The sequence below is a fragment of the Phenylobacterium sp. J367 genome (genome assembly GCF_024699985.1).
Classification (GTDB): Bacteria; Pseudomonadota; Alphaproteobacteria; order Caulobacterales; family Caulobacteraceae; genus Phenylobacterium.
Window position 1 is genome coordinate 703,212 of record NZ_JAJONA010000001.1, and the last position, 17,301, is coordinate 720,512.

A 17,301-nucleotide genomic window follows, 5' to 3' on the forward strand; every position below is an offset into this window, starting at 1 on the left:
TCAGCGGGCCTCCGCCTTGGTCCGGACGCGCTTAGGCAATTGCTCCTCCGCGAGGGTCTGGCCAACCTGGTCGGTGGCGGGGTCAGCGAGTGCGCTGAGGCGGTCGGCCAACCCAAGGACGAACAGCACCGTGGCATAGATTCCGACGGCGACGCCGGGGTCGCCACGCTCCACGCGGGTGATGGTGTTACGGCCGACGAAAGCCCGCTCGGCCAGGATGGCGACGGTCATGTTCCGGCGCTTGCGAGCCGTCGATATGTCGCCGCCAAGCTTCGTAAGTCCGCGGCGGACGGAGAGCGGCAAGGCGGATTGGGCTTTAGAGGCCTTCATGGCTGCACCAGAAACAGGGAGCTATCCCAGATAACGCACGATTTATGGTGCGATATCTCTATATGCAAGCCTAACGGTCAAGCGGTTGCATCATAAATCGTGCAATATTCCATTTAACGCACGAATTATGGTGCATGGAGGGCCGCGGCTGTTTCCTCGAACCGGAACCTGCAGGTTATCGAATTGGGCGAACTTGGAACCCGCAGGTTCCGTCTCCGCCACGCCGTCGCTCGCTGAGATGGGTAGGCTTACGCCTTTCCCGCCGGAGTCCCACCCGCCTACGCTGAGTCGATGATGGAGCGGTCCGTCTCTGGGCGAGCTCCCTGCGCAGAGGTATCGCCGTCATGGAAACATCCAGAGCTCCCAACCGCTACCTGCGGACCCCCGAAGCAGGCCGTCACCTTGGCTTGTCTGGGCGCACCTTGGAAAAGCATCGCACCTACGGCACGGGCCCCCGCTACCGGAAGATCGGCGGGCGGGTCGTCTATGCCCTGAGCGATCTGGAGGCTTGGGCTGATCAGGGCGCCCAGACTTCCACGACCGACCCCGATGGCGGGCGTGTCCGCGCCGCGCGCCGCTATGATGAGGAGGCCGTTGCGCACCACGCCTGACCACTGTCGGCACGACGAAGTGCGGACGTGTCAGCGCTCGCCGAACGGATGCTTGCCGTACTTGCGCATCAGGTCGTCGATTGCCTCGCCCAGCAGAGCCTGAAGCGTGGCGTTCTGCTCCAAGGCGAGGATGTTTAGGGCTTGGCTGAGCTGGGGGCTGTAGTAGCCCCCAACCGCCTTCTTGCCGACCCGCGCCAGTGGTCGGCCCTGAGGCGCGACCGTGACAGCGGGATCGGACGCCGGTTCAGGCTTCGCCCGCTCCGTCCTGATCGCGTCGAACCGGCTCATGCCGGCACCGCCTGGACCGGCGTGGACATGCCAAGCTGTTCGCATGTCCACGCCCAAAGCTCCCGCATCTCGCAAGCCGCCTTGCCCTCAAGGCCGTGTTCCGTTGCCGTCAGACCGACGGCGACGCTGTGATGAAAGGCGGCGCGCTCGGGCAGGACGACGGGGGCGATCTCAAGACCGAACTCCCCACCGATCAGATTGGCGGCGTCCCGGTAGATATGAGGCGCTCGCGGAGGGCCGGCGTTGAAGACCACGAAAGCGGGCTTCCGGCTGGACCGAACCAACTCCGCCGTCGCCTCGATAGCAGCCAGGTCGAAGGCCCTGGGACGGCAGGGAATAAGGAGCAGGTCCGCCAGCTGCGCGGCCTGGCGCGCCATTGCGTCGGCATGCGGCGGCGTGTCGATCACAGCGACCTCGGCGCCAAGGGCGGCCGCCTTGGCCAGCTTGCCCGCGAGAAGGGTCGGCGCGCCGCAATCGACGACTTCCGGGTCGCCGCCGCCACGCCACTGGCCCCACCGGCTGGCGGTCGCTTGCGGGTCGGTGTCGACGATGAGGGAGACGCTGGATCTCGCCGCTTCTGTGGCGAGGTTGACCGCAAGGGTCGTCTTACCCGCACCACCCTTCTGGCTCACGATGGCTATGGTCCGCATGTTCACCTCCGCACACGCGGACATGTGAACAGGCTGGGTCAGCAGGACCAGGGGCTCAGCGCCCCCGTCGAAGGATATCGTAGGTTCGGTTAGAAATCGGCGGGGTGTCCACGTGCGAACACATCGACACGTGGCCCTGTCTACGCGGCTTTGGCCGGCTCGACCGCTTCGGCCGTCCTTGCCTTTCGCGGACCCAGCGGCTTGCCTTCGCGCGGGTCTGGCGGGGTGGGATCAAGCTGATCGTCGCCAATTCGACGTGCGGCCAGCAGAGGCCAGACCCGTTCCCGGTTGGACCCATCCTTCGGCGGCGCCGTGCCGGACTTAATGATGAAGTCCGACAGGGTCTGCTGAGACGCGCGCAGGTGATCGTTCAGCAGCTTGGAGCGGGTGATGTAGCCCTCGTTCACGCCCTTGACGCTGTGGTTCATCAGCAGGTGCATGTCGACGGGGGAGAGGCCGGCGGCCTGGCCGAGGGTGCGGTAGGTGTGGCGCAGGTCGTTGCCCCACTTCGATAGCGTGCTGCGGCTCTCCTTCTGTTCGACGATGTGGCCTTCCTCGCTGTCGGCCGCGAAGATCCAGGTCTTCGCCGCGTCCGGATGGAGGATGCTGCCGGCGCGCATGGCCCGGACCAGGCAGCGGATCATCGGCCGCGACAGCGGGATGTCGAACGCCTTCTTGGCCCCGCCCTTGGGCGAGGGGATGTGCAAGATGCGATCCTTGAAGTTCAGGTGCTCGACCTTGGCCATCTTCAGCGCGGTGGGACGGCTGCCGCAGAGGACGGTGAACAGGTGGAACTCGCGGCGGATCGGATTGCGCAGTCGACCCGCCTCGATCATCCAGCCGCTGATGTCGACGGCGCCCATGGCGACGTCGCGGCGCTTCTCCTCATTCCAGTCCACGGCCATCACCGGGTTCTCCGGGGGCAGGCCGCGGACGCCCCGCCGCGCGTGGTTGTAGATGGCGCGCAGCGTTCGCATGCAGCCATTGGCGGCGTAAGGTCCTGCGCTCTTCGTCAGCTCATCGTGACGTTGCGAGACCAGACCCGGGTTCTCGCCGAGCTCCCTTAGCGGCTTTTCGAGCCAGTCCTTCAGCATCCGTTCGACGTGATCGGCGTAGCCCGCAATCGTCCCCGCGCTGCGGCCTTTCCGCTCCAGGTGCGAAACGCGATAGCGCGCCCAGGCCTGCCCCAGCGTGACGTTGGCGGTGGGCGGGGCGTCGGGGGCTTTCTTAGCCTCCTCCGCATATTCGCCCTTAGCGATCTTCGCTAGGACATCCTTGGCCTTCGCGCGGGCGTCGCGGGTGGTCAGATCGTCAGTCGTGCCGAGCGTGACCTTCTTGGCGTGACGCTTGCCGTCCTTCCAGTGCTCGCCGAGGACGGCGAAGGCCTTCGTCTTGGTCCCGACCCGCACGAAGAAGCCACGAAGCTCGGTGTCCCGAACTTCGTACTGGCCCTTGTCGGCCAGCGGCAGGCGGCTGATGACCTTGTCGCTGAGGGTGGCTTTGAGGTCGCTCATGGACGAATTAGGTTGGGGTTTAGGTTGGGGTTTGCCCCAACCTAGTTTCAAGGTCGGGCCACTCAGAGACCCTACCACACCCGAAAAACATGAGCAAGAACAATAGGTTTAGCGTGCTCTAGCGTGCGTCCGGCGGAACCCGTCGAGGGTGCTAACAAAAACTACGAATCTGAGGGTCGGACGTTCGAATCGTTCCGGGCGCGCCATTTCTTCCCAATGAATTGAAGCCTCTAGGCCACGGCGAGGCGCTGCGTCAGCAGGGCCGCCGTGGACGCGGCGTGGGCGCCTGAGAGCATGGTCCGGTGGCTGCCGCCGGTGGACGCGACCACCACCTCGCGAGCGTGCGGGCGCCAGACCGTCTCCAGGGGCGGCAGGCCGGGTTCGCGGTCGGCCGGGCTGAAGAGGGTCAGCTCCCCGTCGTAGACGCCCGGGCGGTATCGCGCCGAGGCGAGGAGCGCGTGCGCGCAGACGTCGAGGAGGCGCAGGGAGACGGGCGGGTGCGGCGTGCGGCCTTCGCTTCGCCGCCACAGCGCGGCGAGGCGCCGGCCAAGGATCGCCGCCCAGGCGCGGGCGGGCCAGGGTCAGCGGGCTCCGCGTGGTGTCGAAGAGGGCGACCAGGCCGACCTCGTCGCCCGCCTCGCGGAGCCGGCAGGCCATCTCGAAGGCGACGAGGCCGCCGAAGGAATAGCCGCAGAGGTGGTAGGGGCCCTCCGGCTGCCGCGCCTTCAGCTCGCGCAGGTAGTCGGCAGCCATGGCGCCGACGCTGGCGTGGGGCTTCGCCTTCCCGGCCAGGCCCGGGGCCTGGAAGCCCAGGACCGCGCCGGGCCAGGTCATCCGCCGGGCCATCGGAAGGAAGGCCGAGACGGCGCCGCCCAGGCCCGGGACGACGAACACCGGCGCGGCCCCCTCGCCCGGCTTCAGGGTCACGAGCGCGGCCGAGGCCGCCCCGCCCGGCGCGCGCAGCGCCGCGCAGAGCTGGCCGAAGCGGGGGGCCTCGCCGATGAGGCCGACCGACAGCGCGACGCCCAGCGCCCGTTCGAGCTCGAGCACGAAGGTGAGGGCCATGAGGAGTCGCCGCCGGCCTCGAAGAAGTCGTCGTCCGGACCACGGACGGGCGCGCCCAGCACCGAGCGCCAGACCTCTGCGACCGTCCGCGCGATGGGATCGCCGCCCGCGGCGGGGTTCGGGCGGGGCGCTGCAGCAGCGGGCGCGCGGGCCGCGTCCAGGGCGGCGAGCGCGCGGGTGTCGAGCTTCGAGCTCGGCAGGCGGGGCACCTCGTCCACGAGGTGGTAGCGGCCGGGCCGCATGGCGGGGGGCGCCGACGCCATCCGCGCGCGCAGGTCCTGCAGCAGGCCGGCCGGCGCACTGTCCTGCGCGTGGACGCAGGCGACGAGGGTCGCGGCGGCGCCCGGCCGGCGGACGCGGACCAGGACGCCGACGTCGCGGACCCCGGGATGCTGGCGGATCAGGGCCTCGACGCCATCCAGCTCGACCCGGGCGCCGCGGATCTTCACCTGCCGGTCCTGGCGGCCGATCCGCTCGATCAGGCCATCCGGCCTCTGGCGCACGAGGTCGCCGGTCCGGAAGGTCCTGCCGTCCCCGGCGGGGTCGGCCACGAAGCGGCCGCCGGTCCAGCGCCCGACCGCGACATAGGGACTGGCGACGATCAGCTCCCCCACCTCGCCCGGGCGGACGGCGCGGCCGCGGCCGTCGACGATCGCCAGGCGGTTGCCCGGCAGGGGATAGCCGATGGGGATCCGGAGGTCGTCGGCGCGCGCCGCATCGCCCGCGAACCACTGCATCATCGGAGCCTCGGTGGCGGCGTAGATCGACTGGATGGCCGCGCCGGGCGGGAGCCAGCCGCGGATCAGGTCGATATCGCTCCAGAGCGTGGTGTCGCCGCCGACGCGGACCAGGCGCAGGGTCTCGCCGGCCGCGCCGGGCCCGGCCTCCAGCACCGACCGCAGCAGGGCCGGAAAGGCGAAGAGGACGGTGATCCCGTCCGCGCGGACGAGGTCGACGATCTCGCGGGCGTCTAGACGGCCCGGATCGACCAGGCGGACGCTCCCGCCGGCCAGGAGCGCGGTGAGCAGGTCCCGGATGCCGACGATGGTGCAAAGCGACGCGAGCGTCAGGAACCGGTCGTCGGCATTGAGGTGCGCGGCGTTGACCGACTGCGCCACGCGCTGCAGCAGGTTGCGCTGGCTGTTGACGATGCCCTTGGGCTTGCCGGTGCTGCCGGAGGTGAAGAGGACGCAGGCCGGCTCGTCGGGGCCGGCGGGGGTCGGGCGCCAGGCGTCCGAGACGGGCGCCCGGGCGAGGTCCCGGACCTCGTCGGGGCGAAGGAGCATGGCGGGCCGCGCCTCGGTCTGGACGTCGGACAGCCACTGTTCGGGATAGTGCGGGTCCAGGGCGACGAACGGACGCCCCGCAGCCAGGCAGGCCAGGGCGGCGACCGGGAAGGCCGTCGAGGCGGGCAGCAGCAGGCCGACGAGGTCGTCCGGCTGGGTGCGGGCGGCGACGGCCTGGGCGACGCCGGAGAGCCTGGCCCAGAGCTCGGCGAAGGTGAGGGCGCCGTCCGTAGCGGTGACGGCGATCCGGTCCGGCTGGCGGCGGGCGATCGCCTGCAGGAGGTCGATGACCGGCCGTGCGAGGTCCTCGTCGCGGAAGCGGACGAAAGGGCGGGCCGCCGGACCGTTCCAGTCCAGAGGGCGCGGATCGACGGCGAGCCAGGCCGGACCGCCGTCGACGGCCGGTTCGGCGGCGTCCGCCGCGCGCAAGGTCAGGCCGGAGAGGGAGGGACCCATGCCGCGACCTTAAGGCTCAGCTTTGCCGGCCGGCCATGATCCTGGGGGGACGGAGGCATGATCCGTCGTCTCATCCGGCCGGAGAGCCCCCTAAGGCGCCAGGGCCGCCGCGATGCGGTCCACGACCGGGCCCCACGCCTCGCCTGCGCCACGCCGGAAGAGTCGGAGCGATCCGTACCAGGGGATGTCCTCGCCGGCGGCCGTGTAGCGCCACTCGGCGCGCTCCGGGATCATCACGAAGCCGCGCTTGCCGAGGGCGCCGGTCAGGTGGGCGAGCGCGGTCTGGACGGTGACCACCAGGTCGAGGTTGGCGACGAGGCCGGCGAGATCCTCGAAGTCGTGGGTGTCGGCGCCGGGGAAGGCCGCGAGAGGACGCTCGAGGCCGGCGTTGAGGGCCGCGATCTCGTCGGCCGCCTCGCCGTACTGCAGGCTGACGAACTCGCAGTCGGGCCGGACGAGCAGCGGCGTGAGCGCAGCGAGAGGCATCGACCGCTCGGAGGCGAGGGTGCGGCGCACCCCGCCCCGCCAGGAGAGGCCGATCCGCAGCGGGGCCCGGCGCGGGCCGAGGCGGTCGGCCCAGGCGGCCACGACCTCCGCCCGCGGGGCGAGGAAGGGCGTCCCTGGGAAGGCGTCGCCCGAGCGCCGGAAGGCGTGCGCCAGGCTGCCCAGCGCCACCACATGGTCGAAGGCGTCGAAGTCGAGGCCGGCGAGGCTCGGGCCGGGCAGGATCTCGACCTGCGGCATGGAGTGGGACATCAGGCGCACGAGGCGCGGATCGACGACCGCCGTCACCTTCGCCTGTGACGCCAGGTCCGGCAGGATGCTGGCGAACATGATCTCGTCGCCGATCCCCTGTTCGGCGATCGCCAGGACCCGGCCCGTGAGGGCCTCCGGCGTCGGAGCGATGGTCAGGCGGCGGCGGAGCTCCGGCGTGATCCGGCCGGACGCATGGTCGGTGAAGAGCGCCGCGCGCCAGCGCCACTCGTAGTCGTCCCAGCCGCCCGCGAAGTCGCGACGGACCAGACGGGCGTGGGCGCGGCGATAGCGCGGCAGGGCGTCGTCGGGCCGCAGGGCCGCGGCCTCGTCGAAGGCGGCGAGCGCCGGCTCGAACCGCTGCTGGGCGGCCAGCGCCATGCCGAGGTCGCAGAGCCGTTTGGCGCGCTCCTGCGGAGCGCTGCGGGCCAGCGCCGTCTCGAAGGCGGCGAGCGCCTCGTCCAGGCGCCCGAGGTCGTAGAGGCCGGCCCCGAGGTGGGTCCAGGCGGCGGCGAGGGCCGGCTGCAGGGACGTGGCGCGCCGGGCCGCGGCGACGGCCTCTTCCCAGCGTTCCAGCCGGTTCAGCAGGCTGGCGCGGTTGGCGTGCGCCAGCGCCAGGGACGGATCGAGGGCGAGCGCGGCGTCCAGGCCGGCCAGCGCCTCCTCGAGGCGACCCAGCCGGCCGAGCGCCGCGCCGCGGTTGACGTGGACGGCGGCCGCCCTGGGATCGAGGGCGAGCGCCCGGTCGAAGGCGGCGAGCGCGTCAGTCGCACGGTCGAGGTCGAGGCGCAGCGACCCCTGCATGGCCCAGGCGCGGGCGTTGCGAGGCTCGAGCTGCAGCAGCCGGCCGAGGGTCGCCTCGGCCTCGGCCAGCCGCCCAGCGCGGGCCTGGGCCAGCGCGTCGGCGGCCAGTTGCTTTGCGGCAGGCGGCATCCCGGCCTAGTCGGCGAACCGCGGCTTGCGCTTTTCGAGGATGGCGTTGACGCCTTCCATATGGTCGTCGGTGAGGTGAGCGATCGCCTGGGCGGCCGCGCTCATCTCCATCAGGGTGTCGTAGCTGGCGGTCTGGCCCTGCTTCAGCAGGGTCTTGGCGAGGCGGAGCGCATGCGGCGGCTGCTCGGCGATCCGGTTGGCGAGTTCGAGGGCGGCGTCCATCAGGCCCTCGCGCGGCACCACCTTGGAGACCAGACCCCAGTCGCAGGCGGTCTTGGCGTCGATGACGTCGCCGGTGAACAACAGCTCCGCCGCGCGGCTCATGCCGATGGTCCGGGGCAGCAGCCAGGCGCCGCCGTCGCCGGGGATCAGGCCGAGCTTCAGGAAGGTGACGCCGAACTTCGCCTCCTCGGCGGCGATCCGGATGTCGGTCATGCAGGCCACGTCGCAGCCAAGGCCGATCGCCGCGCCGTTCACCGCTGCGATGGAGGGGACCTCCAGGCCGTAGATGGCGCGGACGACGCGATGGATGTTGCCGCGGTAGCCCTCGCGGATCTCGACGCCGGAGCCGCCGAAGGCGCCCGTGCGGGCCTGCATGGCCTTCACGTCGCCGCCGGCGGAAAAGGCGCGGCCGGCGCCGGTCAGAACCACGCAGCGGACGGAGGGGTCGGCGTTGATCGCCGCGCAGGCCGCCGCCACCTGGTCGCCGTCGCCCGGCGCGCCCAGCGCGTTCATGGCGTCCGGCCGGTTGATGGTCAGCACGGCCACCTTGCCGTGGCGCTCGATGGTGATCAGGTCCATCGCCTCGTCTCCCCTGCGTTTCGTCTTTGCAGGGTCAATGCGACGGGCGGCGCGGGCCTTCCAGCGAATTCTTGGTCAGGTGACCGCTATCAATTGCGGTCGAGACGATCCGAGAGCTGGCCCAGCACGCGCAGGCAGGCGTCGAGGTCCGCCGGGTTCATGTCGGCGAACAGCTCTTCCTGCAGGTCGGCGACGATCTCCTGAGCCTGTTCCAGCACGGGCGTGGCGCCCGGCTTGATCCGCACCACCTTGGCGCGGCGGTCGCCGTGGTGCGCCCGGCGCTCGACCCAGTCCTGGGCCTCCAGCGCGTCGATCAGGCGGACCACGGTCGGCTCCTCGACACCGAGGCGCTGGGACAGCTCACGCTGCACGACGCCATCCTGGGCGCCGGCGATCTCCGCCAGGGCGGCGCAGCGGGCGTCGGTCTGGCCGATCACCTTCAGGCGCTCGTTGAGGCGGGCGCGCCAGCGACGGCCGGCGAGCAGCAAGCCCTGGGCAAGGGCCGCACGAACGTCAGCGTCGGAATCGGCGCGGTGACTCTGGGACATCAACAGGCTCCGGGGAGGATCGCGGAATGCGGCTGGAATTCCGTAATCTGAGTAATCGTATGCAAGGTGAAACTAACCTGCGCCGCCAATGCTGCAATGCGACAATGTGTCCAAAGCTTGTCTTTGCTTACTTGTGAACCGCTCGCAACTTGGAAAAACACGATCTGCGAACGGGAATCGCTCACCAAAACAACGGATTTTCCCAACTTAGCACGCTAATGATATGCATGTTGTGGTTTTTATATTCACTTCTACTCAACAATGAAGTAATCATTTTTCAAGGACCGAACGATCAAAAGTCGAGGGTCAGCGGTCCCTAACGCTCCGCCGACGTGGGGCTGTGTCCGGTGCTGACCTTCTTCTTGAGCGACTCCCGAACGCTGACGGCCGACGCCGCCGATGTGGCCACGACGCCTGCGCCCCTCCGCTCTCGGACGTGGACAACTGGGAAGAACTCTAGGGCATGACCACTCCTTCGGACGCCGGACCGGCGAGCCTCGAACTGGCTCCGGTCCTCGATCTCAAGGCGGCGACGCCGCTGGCCCAGGCGCTGCTTGCGCTGCGCGGGCGCGACGTGACCGTCAACGCCGCGGCGGTGGAGCGGCTAGGGGCCCAGTGCCTCCAGGTGCTGCTTTCGGCCCGCAACACCTGGACCGAGGACGGCGCGCAATTCGCGGTGACCGAGCCCTCGGAAACCTTCGTCGAGACCCTGGCGCTGCTGGGCGCGCCCTACCCGACCTACTTCCAACCTTCGGAGCTTGCGGCATGAGCCTGACCATCCTGACGGTCGACGATTCGCGCACGATGCGCGACATGCTCAGGCTGGCGCTGGTCCAGGCCGGCTACACGGTCCTGCAGGCCGAGGACGGCCAGCACGGCCTGGAGGTCCTCGACGACGCCACGCCGGACGTCATCGTCACCGACATCAACATGCCCAGGCTCGACGGCTACGGCTTCATCGAAGGCGTCCGCGCCGACGAGCGCCACCGCGCCGTGCCGATCCTGGTGCTCACCACCGAAAGCGACCCCGAGAAGAAGCAGCGGGCGCGCGACGCCGGCGCGACCGGCTGGATCGTGAAGCCCTTCAACCCAGAGAAGCTGGTGGACGCGATCCGCCGCGTCGCAGCCTGAGGATTCCTGACCGTGGATCCGATGGAGGAAATCAAGGCGACCTTCTTCCAGGAGTGCGAGGAGCAACTCGCCGAGCTGGAATCGGGCCTGATGGCCATGGACGAGGGCGACCATGGCTCGGAGACGGTCAACGCCGTCTTCCGGGCGGTGCACTCGGTGAAAGGCGGCGCAGGGGCCTTCGGCCTCGATGACCTGGTCCGCTTCGCCCACGTCTTCGAGACCACCCTCGACCAGGTCCGCAGCGAGAAACTGGCCCCCACGCCCGACCTGATGAAGGTCATGCTGCGCTCGGCCGACGTCCTGACCGACCTGGTCCGCGCGGCCCGCGACGGCGGGACCGTCGACGAGGCGCGCTGCGAGGAGCTGGCCGGCGAGCTGAAGGCCTTCGTGGGCGGCGAGGCCGTGGTCGACGACGACGACGGCATGGGCGACCTGGATTTCCAGCCGCTGGCCGCCTTCGACGCCGCGCCGGTCGTCGCGGCGCCCGCTTCGGGCGGGGGGCTGGAGCGTGCACTTCAAGCCGCGGGCCGACCTCTACGCCAAGGCCAACGAGACCGTCCTGCTGCTGCGCGAGCTGTCGCGCCTGGGCCAGGTGGAGGTCGAACTCGACGCCTCCGCCCTGCCGCTGCTGCCGCACCTCGATCCGGAGGGCTCGTACCTCTCCTGGACCGTCCGCCTGACCGGCGACGCCACCGAGACCGCCGTGCGCGAGGTCTTCGAATGGGTCGACGGCGACTGCGAGCTGGACGTGCGCCCGGGCGGCGTCGGCGACGGGGATGATCCGGTCGCCGCCCTTCTCGCCGCCGAGGCCCCCCGCGGCGGAAGCCGCCGCCGAGCCCGAACTCGACATCTCGGCCCTGATCGCCAAGGCGCAGGAAGCCGCCGTCGGGGACCCTAAGCCGGCCCCTGAGCCCATGACTGCGGCCGCTCCGGACGCGCCTGCCCCGGCTGCCCAGCCGGCCAAGGCCGCCGTCCAGGCTCCGGCGGCCGCGGCCCAGGCGGCCCCGACCATCCGCGTCGACCTCGACCGCGTCGACCGGCTCATCGACCTCGTCGGCGAGCTGGTCATCAACCAGGCCATGCTGGCCCAGCGCGTCACGGAGGCCGGCCTCGCCCGCGCCTCGAGCGTCGCCATGGGGCTGGACGAGCTGGAACAGCTCACCCGCGAGATCCAGGACAGTGTCATGGCGATCCGCGCGCAGCCGGTGAAGTCCGTGTTCCAGCGGATGCCCAGGCTGGCGCGCGAAGTGGCCAGCGCCACCGGCAAGCAGGTACGCCTGATCACCGAGGGCGAAGGCACCGAGGTGGACAAGACGGTGATCGAGCGCCTCGCCGATCCCCTGACCCACATGATCCGCAACGCCATCGACCACGGGCTGGAGAAGCCCGAGAAGCGCAAGGAGTCGGGCAAGGATCCGGAAGGCGTGGTGCGCCTGTCGGCCCTGCACCGGTCCGGCCGCATCGTCATCGAAGTGGCTGACGACGGCGCAGGCATCAACCGCGAGCGGGTGAAGCAGATCGCCATCGACAAGGGCCTGATCGCCCCCGACGCGGCCCTGACCGACGAAGAGACCGACAACCTGATCTTCGCCCCGGGCTTCTCCACGGCGAGCGAGGTCTCCGACATCTCCGGCCGCGGCGTCGGCATGGACGTGGTGAAGCGCTCGATCCAGGAGCTGGGCGGGCGGATCTCGATCACCTCGCGCCCCGGCCTCGGCTCCACCTTCACCATGAGCCTGCCGCTGACGCTGGCGGTGCTCGACGGCATGGTGGTGTCGTCCGGCGAGCAGACCCTGGTCGCGCCGCTGACCGCGATCGTCGAGACCCTGCAGCCGAAGTCCGTCGAGGTCCACGCGCTGGGCGGCGGCGCGCGGGTGATCTCGATCCGCGGCTCCTATGTGCCGCTGGTCGATGTCGGCCTGTCGCTCGGCTACCGCACCGAGCCGTTGGAGCCGGAAGAGGGCGTGGCCCTGCTGATCGAGGGCGAGGGCGGCGCCCGCGCGGTGCTGCTGGTCGACGCCATCCAGGGTCAGCGCCAGGTGGTCATCAAGAGCCTGGAGGCCAACTACCGCCGCGTCCCCGGCATCGCGGCGGCCACCATCCTGGGCGACGGCCGCGTCGCCCTCATTCTCGACATCGACGCCTTGGTCGCGGCCTCCCGCACCACCGAGGCGCCGCGCCTCATGCAAGCCGCAGGATGACCCCCATGAGCGAGCCCTCCTCCGCCGGCCTGGGCCGTGAGCTGATCTCCTTCCGCATCGGCTCCCAGGAATTCTGCGTCGACATCATGTCGGTGCGCGAGATCCGCGGCTGGACGCCGGCCACCGCCCTGCCGCAGGCGCCGCCCTTCGTGCGTGGCGTGATCAACCTGCGCGGCGCGGTGCTGCCGATCGTCGACCTGGGAGCCCGCCTGGGTCTCGGCGCGGCCGAGCCCACGGCCCGCCATGTGATCATCGTCGCCCAGGTGGAGAAGCAGATCGTCGGCCTGCTGGTCGACGCGGTCTCCGACATCCTGACGGTCAGCGACGACATGATCCAGCCGACGCCGGACGTGGCGTCCGAGATGGTCCGCAATTTCGTCCGCGGCCTGTTGGCCATCGACGGACGCATGGTCTCCTTCATCTCGCTCGACCGGGTGCTGCCCGAGAGCGACCTCGAAGCGGCCGCATGAGCCAGGCCGCCGCCCAGATGACTGTCCGAGAGAGCCGCCACGCCCAACTGGTGGAAGGCGAGTTCACCTTCACCGCCGAAGACTTCCGCATGATCGCCGAGACGCTGCACGCGGCGGCCGGCATCGCCCTGCCCGAGTCGAAGGCGACCCTCGTCTATTCGCGCCTGGCAAAGCGGCTGCGCACGCTCGGACTGGAAAGCTTCCGCGACTACTGCGCCCTGGTGTCCGGCAAGGACGGCCTGGACGAGCGCCAGCAGATGATCGTGGCGCTGACCACCAACGTCACCCGCTTCTTCCGCGAGCCGCACCACTTCGAGCACCTGAAGGCCCAGGTCCTGCCCGGCCTGCTGGCCGACGTCCGCCGCGGCGGCTCGCTGCGCATCTGGTCGGCCGGCTCGTCCAACGGCCAGGAAGCCTATTCCATCGCGCTCACCATCCTGTCGCTGATGCCGGACGCGCCGGACGCCGACATCCGGATCCTGGCCAGCGACATCGACACCAAGATGCTGGCCGAGGGCCGGGCCGGGCTCTACGGCGCGACCGCCATGGCCCCGGTTCCCACCGACCTCAGGACCCGCTGGTTCGAGCGCGAGGGCGACGCCTGGCGCGCGTCCGAGCCGCTGAAGCGCCTGGTGGTGTTCAACGAGCTCAACCTGATCGGCGACTGGCCGATGAAGCGCCAGTTCCAGGCGATCTTCTGCCGGAACGTCCTGATCTATTTCGAGGAGGCGACCCAGGCGAAGATCTTCAGCCGCTTCGTGCCGCTGATGGCGCCGGGCGCGCGCCTCTACATCGGCCACTCCGAGCGAGTCTGCGGACCGGACACCGCCAGGTTCGCCACCGACGGGGTGACCACCTACAGGCTGACGGGGGCCGGCCGATGATCCGCGTTCTGGTTGTCGACGACAGCGCCACCATGCGCAGCCTGATCTCGGCCACGCTGAAGCGCGACCCGGAGATCGAGGTGGTCGGCCAGGCCGGCGACCCCTACGAGGCGCGCGAGGCGATCAAGCAGCTCAATCCGGACGTCATCACCCTGGACGTCGAGATGCCGAACATGAACGGCCTCGAGTTCCTGGAGAAGATCATGCGCCTGCGGCCGATGCCGGTGGTCATGGTCTCGACCCTGACCGTCCGCGGCGCCGAGGCGACGCTAGAGGCCCTGGCGCTAGGCGCTATCGACTGCGTGGCCAAGCCGGTCACCGGCGGCGCCGACTCCTTCGACGACCTGCCGGCCAAGGTGAAGGCCGCCGCCCGCGCCCGGGTGCGGCCGGCCGGCGGACCGGCGCCCAAGGCGCCCGAGCGGCTTGATCACGCCCCGGACGGGCGGGTCATCGCCATCGGCTCGTCGACCGGCGGGGTCGAGGCGCTGATCACCATCCTCAGCCGCTTCCCGGCCAACTGCCCGCCGACCGTGATCACCCAGCACATGCCGGGCACCTTCACCAGGAGCTTCGCCGAGCGCCTGGACCGGCTCTGCGCGCCGACCTGCGCCGAAGCGCAGGACGGCGCCCCGCTCGAGCCCGGCCACGTCTACCTGGCCCCGGGCGGCGACTGCCACCTGGAGGTCACCGACAGCCACCGCTGCCGCATCCGCGCCGGCGAACGGGTCAACGGCCACCGCCCCTCCGTCGACGTCCTCTTCGGCTCCATGGCCAAGGTCTATGGCCGCAAGGGCGTCGGCGTGATCCTGACCGGCATGGGCCGTGACGGCGCCCAGGGCCTGCTGGCCATGCGCCAGGCGGGCGCCCGGACGCTGGGCCAGGATGAATCCACCTCGGTCGTCTACGGCATGCCGAAAGCCGCCTTCGAGATCGGAGCCGTCGAGCGCCAGGCGCCGCTCGATAAGCTCGCCGCCGAGATGCTGAAAGCGCCCGCTACTTCTGCAGTCGAGAAAAGCTGATGCCCGCTGCGTCCTCCATCAAGGTCCTGATCATCGACGACCAGCAGACCATGCGGTCGCTGGTCCGCAACGGGCTCGAGCAGCTCGGCTTCCGCGAGTTCGCCGAGGCGCCGGACGGCGAGGCCGGGCTGCGCCAGGTGCTGACCGAGAAGCCGAACCTGGTGATCTCGGACTACAACATGCCGAAGCTCGACGGCCTGGGCCTGCTCCGCGCCATCCGCAGTCACGAGCCGATCCGCTCGACGGCTTTCATCATGCTCACCGGCCGGGCCGACAAGGAGCTGGTGCAGCGCGCCGTCCAGTACGGGGTCAACAACTACCTGGTGAAGCCGTTCACGGTCGCCACCCTGAAGGGGAAGATCGAGGCGGTGTTCGGCGGACTGACATGAGCGCGGTCGCCGCCTCCCGCTACGCCGACCTCGCCAAGCGGCCGATCCATGTCGTCCAGGGCGAGCACGCCATCTCCGACGACCCGGACATCGTGCTGACGACGATCCTCGGCAGCTGCGTGGCGGCCTGCATGCGCGATCCCGTGGCGCGCATCGGCGGCATGAACCACTTCCTGTTGCCGGGCGGTCCGAAGGCCGACGGCGCGGACGGCGAATCCGTCCGTTACGGCGTCCACGCCATGGAGTTGCTGGTCAACGCACTGCTGGCCCGCGGCGCCCGGCGCGAACGGCTGGAGGTGAAGCTGTTCGGCGGCGGCCGGCTGGTGAAGGGCCTCACCGACGTGGGCGCGTCCAACGCCAGGTTCGCCGAGGAATTCCTCGCCGCCGAGAAGCTGAACCACGTGGGCGGCTCGCTGCGCGGCGATTCGGGACGGCGTATCCAGTACTGGCCGGTCAGCGGACGGGCCCGCCAGGTGTTCCTGGGCGACGACCGCAAGGCCTTCGAGGCCGAGACCTTCCTGCCGGTCCCGAAGCCCGCGCCGCAGACCGGCGCCCTGGAGCTCTTCTGATGGCCGCCAAGACCCAGCCGATCACCGAGGTCATGGCCGCCTGCGCCACGGAGCTGGCCGACCTCGCCGGCGCGTGCGAGGTCCTGCAGACGGCGCTGTCCGACGCCATGGCCGCCGGTCTGGCTGACGGTCAGGCCCTCGACCTGATCACCCAGCGGGCCGCCGGCCTAGCCCAGTTCCTCGCCGCGCTCGGTCGGGAGCTGCCGTCCGACTGGCGGGTGGACTCGCTGGCCGCCGCCCAGGGCGTGACGCTCGCCGACCTCGCCCGGTCCCTCACCGGCCACGATAGCCAGGCCGCCGCCGAGACAGGCGAACTCGATCTCTTCGGAGGCTGACCGGTGGCGGAGCCGCGCCTGAACCTCGGAAAGGCGACCGTGCTCCTCGTCCAGGCGAGCGCCACCGAGCTCGACATCCTGGGGCAGATGTTCATCGGCTTCGGGGTGAAGGGCATCCGCAAGTGCACCAGCGTGGAGGACGCCGAGGCGGTGTCAGCCACCCAGCCGTTCGACCTGATGGTGGTCGACTGCGACATCCCCGACGGCGCCGGCTACGACTTCGTCCAGCGGCTGCGCAGGGCCGAGGAGAACGCCAACCGGCTGGCCCCGATCATGCTGGTCTGCGGCCATGCCGCGCCGTCCAATGTGGAGCGCGCGCGGGACTGCGGCGCGAACTTCGTGGTCGCCAAGCCGCTGACCCCGCCGATCGTCTACGATCGCCTGATGTGGATGGCGCGCGAGCAGCGCCAGTGGGTGGAGGCCGAGGGCTATGTGGGCCCCGACCGGCGGCACAAGGCGTTCGGCCCGCCGGCCGGCGAGAAGGGCCGCCGCCATGACGACCTGGGTCTGGAGGTGGGGCTGCCCATCGGGCCGGACCTCGAACAGGACGAGATCGACGCATTGATGAATCCGAGGAGGGCCGTGGCGTGAGTAAGGCGGCGAAATTCTTCAAGTACGAGAACCCGTTGGCCAAGACGGTGGTGACCAAGGGCGGGCTGTCCGCCGAGGACGCCATCGCCGCCGCGGAGGCGCGCGTGGAAGAGGTGCGCCAGCCCACCCTGGAGGATCTCGACCGCGGGCTCGCCGAGATCGCGGCCCTGCGCGAGCGCCTGGGCGACGGAGACGCCGCAGCCCTCCAGTCCATGTACCAGGAAGCCAACCGGATCGTCGCCGTGGGCGGGGTGTTCGGCCTGGGCCAGCTCGGCGAGGCGGCCTACAGCCTTTGCGAGCTGATCAGCCGCTTCCAGGCCGGCGGCCGCTTCAGCCGGGCCATGGTCGACGTGCACCTCGACGGCCTGAAGTTGCTCCGCACCCCCGACGAGCACGACGAGACCCACCGCGACCAGGTGCTGTCGGGGCTGCGCCAGGTGACGGCCAGCGTGGGCTGATGCTACTAGCCGGGCCCTT

General features: G+C 70.4%; 22 protein-coding genes. 13 read left to right on the top strand and 9 right to left on the bottom strand.

The genetic code is table 11. From position 1 onward, the window contains the following. Positions 1 to 231: an XRE family transcriptional regulator gene (locus LRS04_RS03935; RefSeq protein WP_257815253.1), complete on the bottom strand. Its 231-nt coding sequence runs from the start codon at positions 229 to 231 to the stop codon at positions 1 to 3. Between the two features lie 443 nt (positions 232 to 674). Here LRS04_RS03935 and LRS04_RS03940 point away from each other — a divergent pair, with 443 nt between their 5' ends. Beyond that, the gene (locus LRS04_RS03940) at positions 675 to 941 is read left to right on the top strand and encodes an AlpA family transcriptional regulator (RefSeq protein ID WP_257815254.1); all 267 of its coding nucleotides are present in this window, start codon (positions 675 to 677) and stop codon (positions 939 to 941) included. Between the two features lie 30 nt (positions 942 to 971). Here LRS04_RS03940 and LRS04_RS03945 read toward each other — a convergent pair whose 3' ends face one another. From LRS04_RS03945 to LRS04_RS03980, 8 genes are all read right to left on the bottom strand, one after another. Next, positions 972 to 1,229 (bottom strand): ribbon-helix-helix domain-containing protein, encoded by a 258-nt coding sequence (locus tag LRS04_RS03945; protein WP_257815255.1) that lies wholly within the window; start codon positions 1,227 to 1,229, stop codon positions 972 to 974. Beyond that, entirely contained in the window at positions 1,226 to 1,879 is a 654-nt protein-coding gene (locus tag LRS04_RS03950; protein WP_257815256.1) for an AAA family ATPase, read from the bottom strand. Before LRS04_RS03950 ends, LRS04_RS03945 begins: the two co-directional genes overlap by 4 nt. Positions 1,880 to 2,019: 140 nt before the next feature. Next, positions 2,020 to 3,393 carry an integrase arm-type DNA-binding domain-containing protein gene (locus LRS04_RS03955; RefSeq protein ID WP_257815257.1) on the bottom strand — a complete coding sequence of 458 codons (1,374 nt, stop codon included), beginning with the start codon at positions 3,391 to 3,393 and terminating at the stop codon, positions 2,020 to 2,022. 108 nt (positions 3,394 to 3,501) lie between these two features. Next, on the bottom strand, positions 3,502 to 4,320 hold the full coding sequence (locus LRS04_RS03960) for a thioesterase domain-containing protein (protein ID WP_257818943.1): 819 nt from the start codon (positions 4,318 to 4,320) through the stop codon (positions 3,502 to 3,504). Next, positions 4,317 to 6,200: an AMP-binding protein gene (locus LRS04_RS03965; RefSeq protein ID WP_257815258.1), complete on the bottom strand. Its 1,884-nt coding sequence runs from the start codon at positions 6,198 to 6,200 to the stop codon at positions 4,317 to 4,319. The genes LRS04_RS03960 and LRS04_RS03965 overlap by 4 nt, the downstream gene beginning before the upstream one ends. A gap of 90 nt (positions 6,201 to 6,290) precedes the next feature. After that, a complete protein-coding gene (locus LRS04_RS03970) occupies positions 6,291 to 7,886 on the bottom strand; it encodes a tetratricopeptide repeat protein (protein ID WP_257815259.1) in 1,596 nt (531 codons plus the stop codon). Between the two features lie 6 nt (positions 7,887 to 7,892). After that, entirely contained in the window at positions 7,893 to 8,687 is a 795-nt protein-coding gene (locus tag LRS04_RS03975; RefSeq protein ID WP_257815260.1) for a crotonase/enoyl-CoA hydratase family protein, read from the bottom strand. 89 nt (positions 8,688 to 8,776) lie between these two features. After that, entirely contained in the window at positions 8,777 to 9,235 is a 459-nt protein-coding gene (locus LRS04_RS03980; protein ID WP_257815261.1) for a MarR family winged helix-turn-helix transcriptional regulator, read from the bottom strand. A gap of 463 nt (positions 9,236 to 9,698) precedes the next feature. Between LRS04_RS03980 and LRS04_RS03985 the strand changes: the two genes are divergently transcribed. The 12 genes from LRS04_RS03985 to LRS04_RS04035 are packed head-to-tail and all read left to right on the top strand — an operon-like array spanning position 9,699 to position 17,282. Then, positions 9,699 to 10,004: an STAS domain-containing protein gene (locus LRS04_RS03985; protein ID WP_257815262.1), complete on the top strand. Its 306-nt coding sequence runs from the start codon at positions 9,699 to 9,701 to the stop codon at positions 10,002 to 10,004. Then, positions 10,001 to 10,366: a response regulator gene (locus LRS04_RS03990; RefSeq protein WP_257815263.1), complete on the top strand. Its 366-nt coding sequence runs from the start codon at positions 10,001 to 10,003 to the stop codon at positions 10,364 to 10,366. The genes LRS04_RS03985 and LRS04_RS03990 overlap by 4 nt, the downstream gene beginning before the upstream one ends. Positions 10,367 to 10,387: 21 nt before the next feature. Next, the gene (locus LRS04_RS27570; protein ID WP_374573191.1) at positions 10,388 to 11,146 is read left to right on the top strand and encodes an Hpt domain-containing protein; all 759 of its coding nucleotides are present in this window, start codon (positions 10,388 to 10,390) and stop codon (positions 11,144 to 11,146) included. After that, entirely contained in the window at positions 11,143 to 12,567 is a 1,425-nt protein-coding gene (locus LRS04_RS03995) for a chemotaxis protein CheA (RefSeq protein ID WP_374573199.1), read from the top strand. Before LRS04_RS27570 ends, LRS04_RS03995 begins: the two co-directional genes overlap by 4 nt. After that, entirely contained in the window at positions 12,564 to 13,037 is a 474-nt protein-coding gene (locus LRS04_RS04000; RefSeq protein ID WP_374573207.1) for a chemotaxis protein CheW, read from the top strand. Before LRS04_RS03995 ends, LRS04_RS04000 begins: the two co-directional genes overlap by 4 nt. Next, entirely contained in the window at positions 13,034 to 13,921 is an 888-nt protein-coding gene (locus LRS04_RS04005) for a protein-glutamate O-methyltransferase CheR (RefSeq protein WP_257815265.1), read from the top strand. The genes LRS04_RS04000 and LRS04_RS04005 overlap by 4 nt, the downstream gene beginning before the upstream one ends. Further along, on the top strand, positions 13,918 to 14,940 hold the full coding sequence (locus LRS04_RS04010; RefSeq protein WP_257815266.1) for a chemotaxis response regulator protein-glutamate methylesterase: 1,023 nt from the start codon (positions 13,918 to 13,920) through the stop codon (positions 14,938 to 14,940). The genes LRS04_RS04005 and LRS04_RS04010 overlap by 4 nt, the downstream gene beginning before the upstream one ends. Then, positions 14,940 to 15,329 (top strand): response regulator, encoded by a 390-nt coding sequence (locus LRS04_RS04015; RefSeq protein ID WP_257815267.1) that lies wholly within the window; start codon positions 14,940 to 14,942, stop codon positions 15,327 to 15,329. Before LRS04_RS04010 ends, LRS04_RS04015 begins: the two co-directional genes overlap by 1 nt. Next, complete coding sequence (locus tag LRS04_RS04020; protein WP_257815268.1) at positions 15,326 to 15,898, top strand: chemotaxis protein CheD; 573 nt, start codon at positions 15,326 to 15,328, stop codon at positions 15,896 to 15,898. Before LRS04_RS04015 ends, LRS04_RS04020 begins: the two co-directional genes overlap by 4 nt. Beyond that, positions 15,898 to 16,233 (top strand): hypothetical protein, encoded by a 336-nt coding sequence (locus tag LRS04_RS04025; protein ID WP_257815269.1) that lies wholly within the window; start codon positions 15,898 to 15,900, stop codon positions 16,231 to 16,233. The genes LRS04_RS04020 and LRS04_RS04025 overlap by 1 nt, the downstream gene beginning before the upstream one ends. A 3-nt stretch (positions 16,234 to 16,236) precedes the next feature. Continuing rightward, on the top strand, positions 16,237 to 16,824 hold the full coding sequence (locus LRS04_RS04030) for a response regulator (protein ID WP_257815270.1): 588 nt from the start codon (positions 16,237 to 16,239) through the stop codon (positions 16,822 to 16,824). Continuing rightward, positions 16,821 to 17,282, top strand: a complete 462-nt coding sequence (locus tag LRS04_RS04035; protein ID WP_257815271.1) for a chemotaxis protein CheE — start codon at positions 16,821 to 16,823, stop codon at positions 17,280 to 17,282. The genes LRS04_RS04030 and LRS04_RS04035 overlap by 4 nt, the downstream gene beginning before the upstream one ends. Positions 17,283 to 17,301: the final 19 nt, after the last annotated feature.

What these genes read in the sequence shown, in the direction of transcription:
- LRS04_RS03950 (WP_257815256.1), bottom strand. Translation starts at nt 1,879, where the DNA reads ATGCGGACCATAGCCATCGTGAGCCAGAAGGGTGGTGCGGGTAAGACG.
- LRS04_RS04025 (WP_257815269.1), top strand. Translation starts at nt 15,898, where the DNA reads ATGGCCGCCAAGACCCAGCCGATCACCGAGGTCATGGCCGCCTGCGCC.
- LRS04_RS03955 (WP_257815257.1), bottom strand. Translation starts at nt 3,393, where the DNA reads ATGAGCGACCTCAAAGCCACCCTCAGCGACAAGGTCATCAGCCGCCTG.
- LRS04_RS04000 (WP_374573207.1), top strand. Translation starts at nt 12,564, where the DNA reads ATGACCCCCATGAGCGAGCCCTCCTCCGCCGGCCTGGGCCGTGAGCTG.
- LRS04_RS03940 (WP_257815254.1), top strand. Translation starts at nt 675, where the DNA reads ATGGAAACATCCAGAGCTCCCAACCGCTACCTGCGGACCCCCGAAGCA.
- LRS04_RS27570 (WP_374573191.1), top strand. Translation starts at nt 10,388, where the DNA reads ATGGAGGAAATCAAGGCGACCTTCTTCCAGGAGTGCGAGGAGCAACTC.
- LRS04_RS04005 (WP_257815265.1), top strand. Translation starts at nt 13,034, where the DNA reads ATGAGCCAGGCCGCCGCCCAGATGACTGTCCGAGAGAGCCGCCACGCC.
- LRS04_RS03935 (WP_257815253.1), bottom strand. Translation starts at nt 231, where the DNA reads ATGACCGTCGCCATCCTGGCCGAGCGGGCTTTCGTCGGCCGTAACACC.
- LRS04_RS03965 (WP_257815258.1), bottom strand. Translation starts at nt 6,200, where the DNA reads ATGGGTCCCTCCCTCTCCGGCCTGACCTTGCGCGCGGCGGACGCCGCC.
- LRS04_RS03980 (WP_257815261.1), bottom strand. Translation starts at nt 9,235, where the DNA reads ATGTCCCAGAGTCACCGCGCCGATTCCGACGCTGACGTTCGTGCGGCC.
- LRS04_RS03995 (WP_374573199.1), top strand. Translation starts at nt 11,143, where the DNA reads ATGATCCGGTCGCCGCCCTTCTCGCCGCCGAGGCCCCCCGCGGCGGAA.
- LRS04_RS03945 (WP_257815255.1), bottom strand. Translation starts at nt 1,229, where the DNA reads ATGAGCCGGTTCGACGCGATCAGGACGGAGCGGGCGAAGCCTGAACCG.
- LRS04_RS03985 (WP_257815262.1), top strand. Translation starts at nt 9,699, where the DNA reads ATGACCACTCCTTCGGACGCCGGACCGGCGAGCCTCGAACTGGCTCCG.
- LRS04_RS03975 (WP_257815260.1), bottom strand. Translation starts at nt 8,687, where the DNA reads ATGGACCTGATCACCATCGAGCGCCACGGCAAGGTGGCCGTGCTGACC.
- LRS04_RS04020 (WP_257815268.1), top strand. Translation starts at nt 15,326, where the DNA reads ATGAGCGCGGTCGCCGCCTCCCGCTACGCCGACCTCGCCAAGCGGCCG.
- LRS04_RS03970 (WP_257815259.1), bottom strand. Translation starts at nt 7,886, where the DNA reads ATGCCGCCTGCCGCAAAGCAACTGGCCGCCGACGCGCTGGCCCAGGCC.
- LRS04_RS04010 (WP_257815266.1), top strand. Translation starts at nt 13,918, where the DNA reads ATGATCCGCGTTCTGGTTGTCGACGACAGCGCCACCATGCGCAGCCTG.
- LRS04_RS03990 (WP_257815263.1), top strand. Translation starts at nt 10,001, where the DNA reads ATGAGCCTGACCATCCTGACGGTCGACGATTCGCGCACGATGCGCGAC.
- LRS04_RS04015 (WP_257815267.1), top strand. Translation starts at nt 14,940, where the DNA reads ATGCCCGCTGCGTCCTCCATCAAGGTCCTGATCATCGACGACCAGCAG.